This is a genomic window from Rheinheimera faecalis, from assembly GCF_021290965.1.
Classification (GTDB): Bacteria; Pseudomonadota; Gammaproteobacteria; order Enterobacterales; family Alteromonadaceae; genus Pararheinheimera; species Pararheinheimera faecalis.
Genome location: NZ_JAJOYT010000008.1, coordinates 25,545 through 39,394, shown reverse-complemented (window position 1 = coordinate 39,394; position 13,850 = coordinate 25,545). Strand labels below are relative to the sequence as shown.

The window sequence follows — 13,850 nt, the reverse complement described above, 5'->3', positions numbered from 1 at the left end:
AATTGCAAGAGGTTTTTTCAGGCTTTTGACAGGTAATTGACAAGGTATGCTTTCACAACAACAAACGGTTTTTTCATATCGATGCAAAAAAGTAATCTAAATTCGAGATTCACTGCACCCAAAGAATGGCAGCCAGAGCTGTTTTCTAAGCCCGGCCTATTCAGTGCTTTGGCCGCTGTTTTTCCTTTAGCTGAGCAGACTGATTTCCCATCACCACAGCTGCTGACGTTATGGTTGCATCAGCACACTGCATTGCATAATTGGAGTTTTGTCGATAGCACAAAGCTTGACGAGGATGGCCGTTATTACGAAGACTTTATTTCACAAAGTCAGCAAATTCCAATGCGTGCAAATAACTGGCATGACTTATTTGGCGCTTTGATTTGGTGTTTGTTCCCCAAAAGTAAGCAATTGATGAATCAGCTGCATATGGCGCAAATTCAGCAGTTTGGCAACAAAGAGCGCACTAAAGTGCGGCATAAACTGACTTTGCTGGATGAATGCGGGGTGCTGCTTTGCATAAGGCCTTCACAGCGTTTTGTGCTGGATTTATTGCGGGATCATCAATGGCTCGATGCGTTTTATCAGCATAAAAAACAGTGGGAAGAGCTGAACCCGCTGATTTTTGGTCACGCCAATTATGAAATGGCAACAAAGCCATTTATTGGCTTAACCGGCAAATTATGGTGTATTGAACTGCCGGAACAGACACAGATACCAGAGGGGATAAAAGGTTACAATTTTGTTGATGAATTATTGGTGAAACAGCTTGTGCAGGCTGAACTGCTACTTGATAATCAACAGCTTAGTCCGTTACCTTTGTTGGGTGTTCCGGGTTGGTACAAAGAGCAGGAAGCGGCTTTTTACGCCGATACCAGCTACTTCAGACCAAAACGACATAAACCTGACTCATCCGAAGCAACAGAAGCATCAGCAGGGAATAAGGCATGATAAAAATAGAAGCGCTGGCTAAATCTTTTGCCATCAGTCGTGGCCAAAAGTTGTCGGACAGTGAAAAACAAGATGTGCGCTATAGCAAAGAAGCTTTCCATTCGGTACGTAACGTCAGCTTTGATTGTGGCTCCGGCGAGGTATTAGGTTTATTAGGCCCCAATGGCGCAGGTAAAACCACCACCTTACGTATTTTATCGACCGCCTTGCAGCCGGATTCAGGTTCTGTGCTGATTGAAGGTGTGGATGTATTAAAGCAACCTGTTCTGGCGCGGAAAAAAATCGGTTTTTTATCCAGCAGCACTGGCTTATACGGCCGTTTAACTGCCTATGAAAACATCGCTTATTTTGCCCGTTTGCATGGTATGAGCGAAACCGCATTAAAACAGCGGATTGAAGAGTTGTTCACCTTGCTGAATATGCACGACTTCGCCAACCGTAAAGCCGATGCCATGTCCAGTGGTATGAAGCAAAAAACTGCGATAGCCCGTGCTGTGGTGCATTCGCCTAAAGTAGTGATTCTGGACGAACCTACTACCGGGCTGGATATTATGACCACTCAAACTGTATTGGATTTTATCCGTTCGTTAAAACAACAGGGTACTCCTGTTATTTTCTCTACCCATCATTTGGATGAAGTGGCCTCTTTGTGTGATCGGGTGGTGGTGATTGACAAAGGCATCAGCGCCTTTTCCGACAGCTTTGAGGTCTTTAAAGCCTTAAGTGCGGATGGTGATTTACGTCAGTCCTTTATGAATGTGATTAATCCGGCAGGACAGAACAAGGAGTACAACTAAATGTGGCAAGTGTATTTAAAGGAACTCACAGAACTGCTCCGTGATAAAAAAACCATGTTTTTTGTTATTTTACTGCCCATTATTGTCTTCCCTGTGCTCTTTGGCATCATGGGGTTGGTGGTGGCGAATGTGGCCAAACAAGCCGAAGCTGAAGAACATCGTTATGTCATTATCAATGCAGATAAAGCACCAGAGCTGACAGAAGCTTTGTTTTATCACAAAAACTTCAAAAAGGTGGAATCTGATCTGACGGAGCCTGAAGCGCTGAAGCAGGCTATTCGAGACGATAAATTTGATTTAGCTATTATCATCGCTGACGACTTTAGTGCTGATGCTGGCAACCTTTCGCAAAGCCAATGGACAGTGATTTATAACATGTCATCCCAGCTCGATATGATTGATAAATACTTCAATCAGTTGCTACGGGATTACAGCAAAAAACTGCAACTGGCGAAGCTGGATAGCTTAGGGGTCAGCGCAGAAAAAGTAGATGCATTATTGCAGCCGGTGAAACTGGAAAAAGTTAACACCGCCGAAAGCCGTGAAAATTTAGGTGAGAAGATTGGTGGTTTAATTGCCTATATCCTGATCCCATTGTGTTTAGCCGGCTGCTCTTACCCTGCTATTGATATTGGCGCTGGTGAAAAAGAGCGCGGCACCTTAGAAACCTTATTAATATGCCCGATCAGCAGAACTTCTATTGTGTTAGGCAAGTTTCTGACGGTGTTGACCACAGGATTGGCCTCAGCACTGATAACCGTTACCAGCTTTGGTGGCTGGGGTTATGTGATTGGCTCTTTAATGGGCGTGGATATTGTCGCTAAAACTATGTCCACTTTAGGCGTGGCTGATCTGTTACTGATCCTGATGATGCTGATCCCATTGTCTGCCATTTTTGCGTCCTTACTGCTGTCCTTGTCGATTTATGCCCGCAGCTTTAAAGAAGCTCAAAACTACATTGGTCCTTTGAGCATGATCATCTTTATGCCATTAATTTTGGCGTTAATGCCAGGTGTTGAGTTGACCTGGAGCATGGCTATGTTGCCTGTTGCCAACGTAGCACTGGCGATTAAGGAGCTGATCAAAGGTACTATGGATCTGGGTATGCTGCTGGCGATTTTTGGATCGACAGTGGTGATTGCCACCGCATTACTGGCCTTTTGCGTCAGCTGGTTCCAAAAAGAAAAAGTATTGTTCAGATAAAATGTTTGCGCATGTTCGCTGTAGGGGCGGGGCTTGTCCCCGCCCGTTTCGTCTCTTGGTTAATGCAGAGTGTTTTTCCAAATGAAGTTATTTGATGCACTGGTAAATCCCTACAACGGAGTTTACATAGGCCCGGAACAACTGCCTGATACGGTAGCTGAATTTGCCGGACGTTTAGCTGCGTCGGTTGAGGCCTGGCATCATCATTATTCTCTAGTGTGGCTGGAGTTACCCGCCTCCCGGTCTGAGCTGATTTCTGTCGCTGTTGAACTTGGCTTTGCCTTTCATCACTGCACAGCTGACAAATTAATGCTGAGTAAAAAACTGCAAGCCGACAGCTATTTACCTTCAGCTGCAACTCATAGCATAGGGGTTGGTGCTGTGGTGTTATCCGCATCAGGAAAAGTATTGCTGGTGCAGGAAAAACCTTTGGAAGGCCGCAGCCCTGGTTATTTTAAGTTACCAGGGGGCATGGTTGACGCCAGGGAGCACTTAGTAGATGCCGCCATTCGTGAAGTGCTGGAAGAAACCGGTGTTGCCGCCCATTTTGATAGCTTTTTAGGGCTACGCCATCATCATCAGGGCCAGTTTGGTGCTTCTAATTTGTATATGGTGTGCCGCTTAACCGCAGACGAAACAGAACCTAAACCTGATCCCCGTGAAATTCTGCAGGCCCGTTGGTTCGACTGCGCTGAATATCTGGCCGACTCAAACGCTAGCTTTTACAATAAGTTACTGGTACAAACTGCATTAACCGGCCAGCGGCTTTCCAGTCAGAAAGTACCGGGCTATATGAAGGGCCCGGATGAGTATGAGATTTTTATGGGGTTAGTGTAGGCATTTTTAACGAAAACTATCCACCGTCGATTATTGCCTACGGCGATTGCATCCTACTTGTCTTTTACAATGCTTCGCTGCTGCCATCTTCAGATAAGCGGAAATACTGCCCGTCTTTAATTAATAATCCTTCACTGACGCGAAGTGGAAAACTGGTCAGATAATCTTTGGGGTGCCTTACATCGATGGCAAATACCTTATGGTTATACAGAGCTTTCACTTCGCTTTGTAAAGTATGACCCACCACTACAGCGTTTGCATTGACGGCTTTTAAGCCTTGCTCTATTTCAGCCTGTGATAAATCATCTTTAAAATAGCCCCTGTACCAGGCAGGCCCTGTGGTACTGGATTGAAGAAAAGATTCTTTAGTCACTGTGGCGGGAGTGTAATAAAGAGTTCTGTAGCCTCTGCGTACTATTTGATTGATTTCATCCGCTGATAACTGATACTTAGCGATATCAGGATGCAGCCCACCATGCACAAAAGCCACACCATTAATTATTTCCAACACGTTTTTTGCAGCCAACCAACGGCCCAGAAGCGCATGATCATCAAATAACTGAAATTGCTGTTTGCCAAGAATACCTGCGATATAAAAGTATTTTTCATTGGCTGATTGAAAGTTACCCTGCAGGTTTTTGATTTCGTGGTTGCCTATCACAAAATGTACTTGTCCGCCCGATTGCCTCGCGGATTGCTCCAGTTTATAGATACCCCACAACACTTGTGTAGTCGAAGCGCCCCGATCGACAAAATCACCCACTAAAACCAGATGACCTTTACCAAAGGTCCAGTTTAGCTGCTTATCTGCAATGCCGTGGCTGACTAAAAACTGTCTGAATGCGCCAAAACCACTTTCGATATCAGAGAGTGCAACTATAGGCTCGCCGTCGTTATAAATGGTATTCGGAGTCTGGATATCTTCAGCAATCTCTAGCGTAAAACTGCTATTGTCTTGCGGGAACTGCACTTTGATTCTATTGTCAGCCGCCGTAGAAAAAGCTTGCTGCTCAACACTAAAACCACTGTCATTGTCACCCTTAATACGAAGGGCGATAGCCTGATTATCCTGATAAAAAACATGTACTTCACCATCAAGCTGATAGGCTAGTTTGTCCTCAAACAGATGTGCATCAGCGCCGATAAATAAACCAAAGCAGACCAGCGTCACCAGCAATAATAAAAAGGTGACTGTAAAGTGTTTTAAATTGGTCAGAATAAGAGACATCACTAGCTCCTTGTGGTTGATGTTTCACAGATGCATTTTTAAGATGCGGGCGATTTGGCGGGTCAGATACAGTAGGCCAGCGCCGAGCAAAGAGGCGACAGGGATAAGCCATAATGCTGGGATCTCACTAGCTTGCGGCTCAAGCTGACTAAAGGCTATCACCAGACTATTGCCATGCTCTGCAACCCAAACTCCGAAACTTGATGGCAGCAGTAACTTAAGTAGTGCCACCAGCAACAGGGCGGCGCCACAGCCGTATCCTAAGATGCAGATCAGATAATAAAGGCTTTTACTGATGCCTTTTTTGACTCGCGACAGTGGTTTTAATCCTTTGGGCGGTGCAACGCCTATAGTGATGTGGTCTATGTAACCAGCCGCCAGTTCCCGTGCTGTGCCAAGCCGTGCCAGAATAACTTCTACGGCGGAGTCTTCTGCTCCTTGTTGCATTGCCAGGGTATCGTAAATATGGCTTTCTATTTCCTGAACCACTTCCTGCGCTTGCACTTCACTGACTCGCGACAGGTAAATTTGAAGTTCAGCCAGATAGTTATGTATTAATTCACTTCGTGCCATTGCGCGTTCCTTTGATAGTGTCAGTACGTTTTTGTGATCAGCGTGTTTTTGTCGCCAGACCACTTTGTTCAAACAAGGCATAAATATCGTCGACCGATTGTTGCCAGCGTGCTTTTAATGCATTGAGTTTCTCTATGCCAAAAGCCGACAATTTGTAGTATTTACGAGGTCTGTCTTCGCCTTCCTGCAGCCAGAAACTATCAATCACGCCTTCCCGTTTCAGCCTGTCAAGTAAGGGGTATAAGGTGCCGTCGGTGATTTGCAGACTTTCAAACTGATGCAACTTGTGCAAAATTTGCAGCCCATACTGTGGTTCCTGATGCAACAGCGCCAGAATCGCCATTTCCAGCGAGCCTTTACGAAACTGCACATCCCATTTTTGTTCTGAAGATTCCACTCTGTACTCCTGTTTTAAAATGCGATATGCACAGCAAGTGTTTTATGCACTACAAATTAGTCTTGTATTGCAAGGTTAACTTGTAGTGCAAGTTTCGAACAAAAACAAGTAAAGTAAGGAGTTAAGGTTTCAATCCTCTTTGAGGATGGCTATTGTCGAAATGCATCTAAAAATTTGCGGCAGCTTCTATGAAACATCCCCCCCGCTAGAGTGAGACATCGCAGGGGGATTAGGTGATTAACGCACTACAGCCTGGCCGTAGAAGGTGCCTGTAGCACAGAGGCTGACATTTTCCCAGGTGTTGTCTGAGTAAAGAACCCGTGTGACGCAGGCTGTCGCCTGAGAAAAGCCAAAGTATTCCGGGCCTCTTGGATAAGTCACGCTACATTGGTTCTGGCTGCCACAATTCCAGTTGCCTTCAGGTTCTGCCCCGTAACTCCATTGCACTTCAGCTACAGGTTTATCAGCGACCAGACGGAAAAATACGCCTGGTGGAGAATTGATCTGGCTATCGCAAAAGCCTTCTGTATAGCTTTGTTGAGTTGGTGTACCACTGATCACACATTCAACATGGGCAGCATAAAGGTTGTTGCTGATACTTAAAGCCAGCAGCGCAAGTACTATCAGGATAGTTTTCATCTTAATTTTCCTTATTGTGAATTGTCCTGTTTGGACCTTAATAAGGTAACTTGATGTTTGTTTTTTGTAAATAGTTTTGATTGTGGGAACATTAGTGCCTGGTGAGCTTCAGTTTGATTAAAAAAAGCTGCCGGAGTTTAAGATTCAACTTGCTACATCAGTAGCTCTCATAAACACTGTAGTCACTGCTTTTGAAGGACCATCAGAGCGTTATGATTAGTTTGTTATATGCCCATCCTTATGCCCACCATGCCCGCCTGGAGCAGATGATGCTCAATGCTGTGCAGCACTGGCCTGGGCTTGAACTTCGCGAGTTATATCAGTTGTATCCGGATTTTTATATTGATGTGGCGCTGGAGCAAAAAATGCTGGCGCACAGCAGCGCAATTATTTTGCATTACCCCATGCAATGGGGCTTGCCGCCTGCTTTGTTAGTGCAGTACCTGCATAAAGTATTTCAGTATGGCTGGGCTTATGGCAAAGACGCTTCTGCACAATCAGTGATGTCACTGAAAGGTAAAAAATTCTGGCTGGTGACTCATGCAGTCGCCAGTCATCACGAGCTTGACCCTTGTTATCAGCAGACCATGTTTACGCCTTTGCGTCAGCTGGCATTGTCCTGCGGTATGGAGTGGCAACAACCTTTAATGTTACCGGAATTGAAAGACAGCATTATTGCGACTCAGGCAGCTGAATTATTTCGTCAGGGACTGGAGCAACTTTCCGTGACTTTAGAGCAACAAGGAAGCGGCCATGCATCTTAATGTACTTACTTATCTGATGATTTATCTGGCTGCTATGGTGCTGGTGGTACCTTTGGCCAAACGTTTTGGTTTAGGTGTGGTGCTGGGTTATTTATTGGCGGGTATTGCCTTAGGTCCGGCGGGTTTTGCTATCGCCAGCAATACTGATGATATCAAGCTACTGGCTGAGCTTGGTGTGGTCCTGATGCTATTTAGCATAGGGCTTGAACTTGATGCGAAAAAGCTCTGGGCCATGCGCCACAGGGTGTTTTTATTTGGTTCCTTGCAAGTATTCGTTTGCGCTTTGGGCATAGCGATAGCTACTTTTTTATTGGGACTGTCTTATGCCTTGTCAGTGTTTATTGGCCTGGCTTTAGCTCTTTCATCCACAGCTGTGGCTATACAGCTGATGAAGGATCGCAATTTAATGGGGACTCATACCGGCCAGTCGGTATTTGGTGCCTTATTGCTGCAGGATATGGTCGCTATTCCGTTATTGATTGGTGTCAGTTTAATTGCCCCTTCGGCCGATACAGCTGAGTTTAAAGCTTTGCCGGCTTTGGCAGCAGTAGTGGCTGTAGTTTTAACGGGTCGTTACCTGATTGGCTATTTATTGCATTGGGTGGCACATCATGGTTCCCGTGAGTTGTTTGTAGGCCTGGCTTTGCTGCTGGTGATAGGTGTAATGGAGCTGATGACGGCAGTTGGGGTTTCCGCTGGCTTAGGGGCTTTTATTGCAGGCGTATTATTGGCCAGCTCTGAGTTTCGTCACCAGTTAGAGGCCGACTTAGAACCTTTTAAAGGACTGTTTTTAGGACTGTTTTTTATCACCATAGGCGCCAGTATTAATATGCAGTTGCTGAGTTCTGAGTGGCAACTGATCAGCATGTTGTTGCTGCTATTTGTCGGTTTAAAACTACTGTTGTTGTATGGGGTTGCCAGCGCTTTAAAAATTGCCGCACCTGAACGTTTCAGCTACGCAGTATTACTGGGGCAAGGCAGTGAGTTTGCTTTTGTATTGGCGGCTTTAGCGACAGCTGGAGCTCTTTTAAATGCGACCGAAGGCGCTATGCTGAACTTATTGATCGCTTTATCTATTGCTGTTTCGCCTTTGCTGATGAAACTGCAGGATGCCTGGTCAGCTCGTCAGCTAAAACAACAACCAGAGCAGAGTACGGACGTAGAGAATACTGACAGCCCGGTGATTATTGCTGGTTTTGGTCGTTACGGCCAGATCCTGGGCCGTTTGTTGTTATCCAACGGCATAGTGCCTACTGTGCTGGATCATGACTCAGACACTATTCAAACCATGACCAAATTTGGCTTTAAAGTCTATTACGGCGACGGCAGCCGGATGGATGTGCTGGAGGCTGCTGGGGCGGCGCAGGCAAAGATTCTGGTGATTGCAGTGGATGATGTGCAGGCGATCAACGCTATCGTCAGTAACGCTAAACAGCATTTTCCGCATTTAATTCTGATGGCGCGGGCCAAAGATGTGGCGCATATGTATCAGTTGCGCCAGTTAGGGGTTGAGCATATAGAGCGTGAGCTTTTTGAAGCTTCTTTGCGCCAGGGCCGTGATGTGTTGTCAGTATTGGGCATGGGGCATTATGAAGCCAAAGAATTGGCGGACAGGTTCAGGGCGGCCAATTATCAATTGCTTGATAAAATGCAGCTGGTTCGTGAACAACAAGATGAAAAGAATTACATTCAATTGCTTAAACAAAGCAGGGAAGAGTTACAGCGTCAATTAGAACGGGAAAGCCGTGACGCACCCAAACGATACCAGGGGGGGCATCTGGCTACTGAAGATGGGAATAATCCGAAGGAGTAGTGCGTGAGCTATAGCAACAAATTGCGCTTGATGGAAATTCTGGCCAGGATCCCTTTGTTTAAAGACTTACCGCCTGCAGATCGGGAGCTGATATTGCAAATGCCAAAAGCCTTTGAGGTATGCAGTCAGGGCCAGGCATTGATTAAAGAGGGTGGATACGAGCCGTTTTTTTATATCATCCTATCTGGTCAGGCGCTGGTTTATCACAGACATCATCAGATTGGACAATTAATGCCCAGCCAGTTTGTCGGTGAAGTCGGTTTTATTTGCAACGAACCACGCAGCGCCACAGTGATTGCCGAAACCGATATGGTGCTGATGAAAATTGACAGCGACAGCTTTCAGCAGTTGCCAGACAGGGTTCGCTCGGCTATTAAAGACAAAATCATTTTTGGGCTGACACAAAGAGTCAGTCAGCTGAGTGAGCGTTTGATTGAACTGGAGGGGGTGTTACCTGTTCCCCGATTATTGTCTATTGATGAAGAAATACAATTGAGCAATGAGAGTTAAACTGCATAAAACGACAGCTCAAGTTGTTTGTAAATATGAAACGCAAAGGGCTATACTGCCGAAATAATGAGACATCGGAGTATTTAGTCATTAATTTTCATGGATTTGAACTGCATTTACCTACGCTGATGCTGTTAACCCTGGTGGTCAATCTGATGATTGGTTGCTACCTCGCCATGGTGTATATGCTGCGCCGTCATGATAAAAGTTTTCTGCTGTGGTCCATTGCCTGTTTTGTATTTGTGGCGGGTGGTTGCGCTGCGGGTGCCAGAGCTTATATTGACCAGCCGCTGCTCACTTACTTTCTTGCTGATCTGTTGTTATTGATCTCTCCGGCTTTAGTGGTCACTGGTTTAGTACTGTTTTTACGTGGTCAACTCAGTGCGCGTTCCAGGCAGCAGGTGGTGTTGTTACTGACCTTGTATGTCTTACCTTTGAGCATCTTACATCAGGTCAATAATGCCTCTACTGCGTTAACTTCATTCAGTATTGCGGTGATATTTGTTTACGCCATTGTGCTTTTAAAAAGAGCCCGTTTAAAACCAGTTTTTCCGGTCTATACATTACAAGCCTTTTTTGCTGTGCATGCGGCTTTAATGTTGCTTCAGGTGGTATTAGTTCTGCCGTTAATTGGTGAAGACTACAGAGCCTTTAGCTTGCCCAGTTTGCAGTGGGTGTTATTAGGTCATGTGTTGTTAACCATTGGCACAGGCTTTATGTTGCCGCTGCTATCCTTTTCTCATACTGAAAATCAATTGATGCGCTTAGCAGAACTGGATGATTTAACTCAGCTGTTGAACCGTCGTGAGTTCTTAAAAAGAGCCAATCTGACGTTATTGCACAGCAGGCATCAGCAACATAGTGTGGTGGTGTTAATGATTGATCTGGATCATTTCAAACAAATTAACGATAAATGGGGTCATGCGATAGGTGATCTGGCGCTGAAAAAAGTGGCAGATTTACTCAAAGTAGGGTTAAGGACTTCAGATTTAATAGGCCGGCTGGGCGGGGAAGAGTTTGCGGTATTAATGCCAAACACCAGTGCAGAGCAGGCCGCTTTAATTGGCCAGCGTTTATGTGAACGTATTGCTCATCACGCCTGGGAAATTGAAGCCAGACCGGTGAAATTAACTGTCAGTGTAGGTGGTTCCAGTTCTGTTGGGGCTTTGCGGGATTTAAAAGAGTTATTGGCTGATGCAGATAACGCCTTGTATCAGGCAAAGGCTGATGGGCGAAATCGTATTGTGTTTGGTCCACAGCTTTCTTAAAAAATAAAAAACGGCCACCAGGCCGTTTTTTCGTATAGTCATGGACTACTCAGCCCACTTATTCGGCTAAGCTGCCCCATAAATCGTATTCGTCTGCTTCTTCTACTACTACATCGACCAGATCACCTGGTTTTAATGAGGTTTCGCCGTTTAAGTACACAGCGCCGTCAATTTCCGGAGCATCTGCGAAGCTGCGGCCAATGGCACCTTCATCGTCTACTTCATCAATTAAGACTTTGATGGTGCGGCCAATTTTGCTCTGCAAACGTGCTGCGCTGATGCGCTGCTGAGTTTCCATAAAGCGGTGGTAACGCTCTTCTTTAACTTCTTCAGCAATTTGATCAGGCAAGTCGTTGGCTTTTGCGCCTTCGACCGGACTGTATTTAAAGCAGCCAACACGGTCTAATTGCGCTTCTTCTAACCAGTTTAATAATTCCTGGAACTCTTCTTCAGTTTCACCTGGGAAACCGACAATAAAAGTAGAACGAATGGTCAGTTCAGGGCAGATTTCACGCCATTTTTTGATGCGCTCTAATACACGGTCAGACTGACCAGGGCGTTTCATCAGTTTTAAAATACGCGGGCTGGCATGCTGGAATGGAATATCCAGGTAGGGCAATAACTTACCTTGAGCCATCAGTGGGATCACATCATCCACATGAGGGTAAGGATAAACATAATGCAGGCGAACCCAAATGCCTAAATCGGCTAAGGCTTCACACAAAGACTGCATGGAGGTTTTGACCGGCTGACCATTCCAGAAGCCAGTGCGGTGTTTTACATCCACACCATAAGCGCTGGTGTCCTGAGAAATAATCAGCAGCTCTTTGACGCCTGCTTTTTGTAAACGCGCAGCTTCATCCAGCACTTCGCCAATAGGGCGGCTGACTAAGTCGCCACGCATCGAAGGGATAATGCAGAAAGTGCAACGGTGGTTGCAGCCTTCAGAAATTTTTAAGTAGGCGTAATGCTTAGGCGTTAATTTAATGCCGTGATCCGGCACTAATTGCATAAAAGGGTCGTATTTTGGTTTAGGCACAAATTCATGCACCTGCTTTAACACGTTTTCATAAGCGTGTGGGCCTGTGATACCTAATACATTCGGATGCACTTCACGGATTTCGTCTTCACGTGCACCTAAACAGCCGGTGACTATCACTTTGCCGTTTTCAGCTAAAGCTTCGCCTATGGTATCTAAAGATTCCTGCACTGCGCTGTCGATAAAACCACAAGTGTTAACGATGACCAAAGCTGCATCGTCGTAGCTTGGAACTATTTGATAACCTTCAGTTTTTAACTGAGTCAGAATACGCTCTGAGTCCACCAGGTTTTTTGGACAACCTAAGCTTACAAACCCGATTTTTGCGCCTGAACCATTGGCTTGCGCCTGAGCCGTCAGGCTTTTCACTGGCGTTTCCAGTGTGGTGGTTTGTGATGGGTCAAAGGTTTCGACTGTCATGTAAATCCTGCAAAGTAAAAGGGCCGGAAAAAAAGTGCGCGGATTATACCTGAATCGACTGGAAGATACAGTCCTTGCTGTATAAAAAACACTCAATAGACGGGCTTATCTTTGTCTCTGTTCGCGGATCCAGACAAAGTTGCTAAAAAGCCGGAAAAATATAGCGGATCTCCCTGCCAGTTTGTTGATCATCGCCAATACTCTTGGCGTAGCTGATGTTCATCAATAGGTCGTTTATTAATCGGGAGATGATTTTATGATCAAAGCTTATGCAGCATTAAAACCTCATTCACCCTTATCGGTGATCGAGTTTGAACCTGGTCCTTTAGGTCGTCAGGATGTGGAAATTGATGTGGATTATTGTGGTCTGTGTCATTCAGATTTATCCATGATTAATAACGATTGGGGGATGTCGGCTTACCCTTTGGTTGCAGGTCATGAAGTTGTGGGGCGTATTGCCGCACTGGGTGCTGATGTCAGTCATCTGAAAAAAGGTCAGGTGGTCGGGCTTGGCTGGCATTCGGGTTATTGCCAGGTCTGCAGTAGTTGTGGCAGTGGTGATCATAATTTATGCGCTACAGCAGAAGGCACCATTGTCGGCCGTCATGGCGGGTTTGCCGATAAAGTGCAGGCTAATGCGGCTAGTGTAGTCGCCTTGCCTGAAGGCATAGATGCAAAAACCGCAGGTCCTTTGTTTTGTGGCGGTATTACTGTGTTTAACCCTATGGTGCAGTTTGATGTCAAAGCGACTGACAAAGTGGCGGTGATAGGCATAGGTGGTTTAGGCCATATAGCGCTGCAATTTTTACGGGCTTTTGGTTGCGAAGTCACAGCTTTTACCTCCAGCGAGAGTAAAACTGCCGAAGCCAAAGAGTTAGGTGCACATCACTGTATTAATTCCAGAAATACCGATGAAATAGCAGCGGCGGCAGGACGGTTTGATTTTATATTGACCACGGTGAATGTGAAATTAGACTGGAATCTGTACCTTTCAACCCTCAAACCTAAAGGCCGCTTGCATTTTGTCGGTGCTACGCTGGAGCCTTTGGATCTGAACGTATTCAGCTTAATTATGGCGCAACGTTCAGTGTCGGGCTCTCCTGTCGGCAGCCCTGCGACCATCAAAAAAATGCTGGATTTTGCAGTGCAACATAAGATCCAGCCTGTGGTGGAACTATTTAAGTTTGACCAGATTAACGAAGCCATCACGCATTTGGAAAGCGGCAAAGCTCGTTATCGGATTGTGCTGGAGAGGTAAGCTTGTTTCTTAAAGAGGCCGGGGCTGCAGTCCGGCCTTTTCCCGCTGTCGCGAACTACAGTTTCGGTAATAGTGACAATGTTAATAAATGCGTTCAGATGCAGATTTTTAACGTCAGGCACTCGCTATCTGGCTGGTTGCTTTGCCGTTGCT

Annotated in this window: 14 protein-coding genes; 9 read left to right on the top strand and 5 right to left on the bottom strand. The window is 45.7% G+C overall.

What is annotated here, in order from left to right; genetic code table 11:
* The first annotated feature begins 81 nt into the window (after window positions 1–81).
* The 4 genes from LSG34_RS14070 (at window position 82) to LSG34_RS14055 (ending at window position 3,788) form a co-directional block, all read left to right on the top strand.
* Complete coding sequence (locus tag LSG34_RS14070) at window positions 82–951, top strand: DUF3025 domain-containing protein (protein ID WP_233009728.1); 870 nt, start codon at window positions 82–84, stop codon at window positions 949–951.
* Complete coding sequence (locus tag LSG34_RS14065) at window positions 948–1,748, top strand: ATP-binding cassette domain-containing protein (protein ID WP_233009727.1); 801 nt, start codon at window positions 948–950, stop codon at window positions 1,746–1,748. Before LSG34_RS14070 ends, LSG34_RS14065 begins: the two co-directional genes overlap by 4 nt.
* On the top strand, window positions 1,749–2,951 hold the full coding sequence (locus LSG34_RS14060) for an ABC transporter permease (protein WP_233009726.1): 1,203 nt from the start codon (window positions 1,749–1,751) through the stop codon (window positions 2,949–2,951).
* 81 nt (window positions 2,952–3,032) lie between these two features.
* Window positions 3,033–3,788, top strand: coding sequence for an NUDIX hydrolase (locus LSG34_RS14055; RefSeq protein WP_233009725.1), 756 nt, complete (start codon window positions 3,033–3,035; stop codon window positions 3,786–3,788).
* Between the two features lie 64 nt (window positions 3,789–3,852).
* Here LSG34_RS14055 and LSG34_RS14050 read toward each other — a convergent pair whose 3' ends face one another.
* From LSG34_RS14050 to LSG34_RS14035, 4 genes are all read right to left on the bottom strand, one after another.
* Complete coding sequence (locus tag LSG34_RS14050) at window positions 3,853–5,016, bottom strand: metallophosphoesterase (protein WP_233009724.1); 1,164 nt, start codon at window positions 5,014–5,016, stop codon at window positions 3,853–3,855.
* 24 nt (window positions 5,017–5,040) lie between these two features.
* Entirely contained in the window at window positions 5,041–5,589 is a 549-nt protein-coding gene (locus LSG34_RS14045; protein WP_233009723.1) for an HAAS signaling domain-containing protein, read from the bottom strand.
* A gap of 37 nt (window positions 5,590–5,626) precedes the next feature.
* Complete coding sequence (locus LSG34_RS14040) at window positions 5,627–5,986, bottom strand: PadR family transcriptional regulator (protein ID WP_233009722.1); 360 nt, start codon at window positions 5,984–5,986, stop codon at window positions 5,627–5,629.
* 237 nt (window positions 5,987–6,223) lie between these two features.
* Window positions 6,224–6,625, bottom strand: a complete 402-nt coding sequence (locus tag LSG34_RS14035) for a hypothetical protein (RefSeq protein WP_233009721.1) — start codon at window positions 6,623–6,625, stop codon at window positions 6,224–6,226.
* A 212-nt stretch (window positions 6,626–6,837) separates the two neighbouring features.
* Here LSG34_RS14035 and LSG34_RS14030 point away from each other — a divergent pair, with 212 nt between their 5' ends.
* The 4 genes from LSG34_RS14030 to LSG34_RS14015 all read left to right on the top strand — a co-directional run bounded on the left by LSG34_RS14030 (window position 6,838) and on the right by LSG34_RS14015 (window position 10,980).
* Window positions 6,838–7,389, top strand: coding sequence for an NAD(P)H-dependent oxidoreductase (locus LSG34_RS14030; protein WP_233009720.1), 552 nt, complete (start codon window positions 6,838–6,840; stop codon window positions 7,387–7,389).
* A complete protein-coding gene (locus tag LSG34_RS14025; RefSeq protein WP_233009719.1) occupies window positions 7,379–9,202 on the top strand; it encodes a monovalent cation:proton antiporter-2 (CPA2) family protein in 1,824 nt (607 codons plus the stop codon). The genes LSG34_RS14030 and LSG34_RS14025 overlap by 11 nt, the downstream gene beginning before the upstream one ends.
* 3 nt (window positions 9,203–9,205) lie before the next feature.
* Complete coding sequence (locus LSG34_RS14020; protein ID WP_233009718.1) at window positions 9,206–9,712, top strand: cyclic nucleotide-binding domain-containing protein; 507 nt, start codon at window positions 9,206–9,208, stop codon at window positions 9,710–9,712.
* 128 nt (window positions 9,713–9,840) lie between these two features.
* Complete coding sequence (locus tag LSG34_RS14015; protein WP_233009717.1) at window positions 9,841–10,980, top strand: GGDEF domain-containing protein; 1,140 nt, start codon at window positions 9,841–9,843, stop codon at window positions 10,978–10,980.
* Window positions 10,981–11,038: 58 nt separating this feature from the next.
* On the opposite strand, the gene rimO is transcribed toward LSG34_RS14015, so the two are convergent.
* A complete protein-coding gene (gene rimO / locus LSG34_RS14010) occupies window positions 11,039–12,439 on the bottom strand; it encodes a 30S ribosomal protein S12 methylthiotransferase RimO (protein ID WP_233009716.1) in 1,401 nt (466 codons plus the stop codon).
* A gap of 256 nt (window positions 12,440–12,695) precedes the next feature.
* Here rimO and ahr point away from each other — a divergent pair, with 256 nt between their 5' ends.
* Window positions 12,696–13,697 (top strand): NADPH-dependent aldehyde reductase Ahr, encoded by a 1,002-nt coding sequence (gene ahr, locus LSG34_RS14005; RefSeq protein WP_233009715.1) that lies wholly within the window; start codon window positions 12,696–12,698, stop codon window positions 13,695–13,697.
* Window positions 13,698–13,850: the final 153 nt, after the last annotated feature.

Coding starts and splice junctions, on each gene's coding strand:
- LSG34_RS14035 (WP_233009721.1), bottom strand. CDS start 6,625: ATGAAAACTATCCTGATAGTACTTGCGCTGCTGGCTTTAAGTATCAGC.
- LSG34_RS14025 (WP_233009719.1), top strand. CDS start 7,379: ATGCATCTTAATGTACTTACTTATCTGATGATTTATCTGGCTGCTATG.
- rimO (WP_233009716.1), bottom strand. CDS start 12,439: ATGACAGTCGAAACCTTTGACCCATCACAAACCACCACACTGGAAACG.
- LSG34_RS14015 (WP_233009717.1), top strand. CDS start 9,841: ATGCTGTTAACCCTGGTGGTCAATCTGATGATTGGTTGCTACCTCGCC.
- ahr (WP_233009715.1), top strand. CDS start 12,696: ATGATCAAAGCTTATGCAGCATTAAAACCTCATTCACCCTTATCGGTG.
- LSG34_RS14055 (WP_233009725.1), top strand. CDS start 3,033: ATGAAGTTATTTGATGCACTGGTAAATCCCTACAACGGAGTTTACATA.
- LSG34_RS14050 (WP_233009724.1), bottom strand. CDS start 5,016: ATGTCTCTTATTCTGACCAATTTAAAACACTTTACAGTCACCTTTTTA.
- LSG34_RS14045 (WP_233009723.1), bottom strand. CDS start 5,589: ATGGCACGAAGTGAATTAATACATAACTATCTGGCTGAACTTCAAATT.
- LSG34_RS14060 (WP_233009726.1), top strand. CDS start 1,749: ATGTGGCAAGTGTATTTAAAGGAACTCACAGAACTGCTCCGTGATAAA.
- LSG34_RS14070 (WP_233009728.1), top strand. CDS start 82: ATGCAAAAAAGTAATCTAAATTCGAGATTCACTGCACCCAAAGAATGG.
- LSG34_RS14030 (WP_233009720.1), top strand. CDS start 6,838: ATGATTAGTTTGTTATATGCCCATCCTTATGCCCACCATGCCCGCCTG.
- LSG34_RS14065 (WP_233009727.1), top strand. CDS start 948: ATGATAAAAATAGAAGCGCTGGCTAAATCTTTTGCCATCAGTCGTGGC.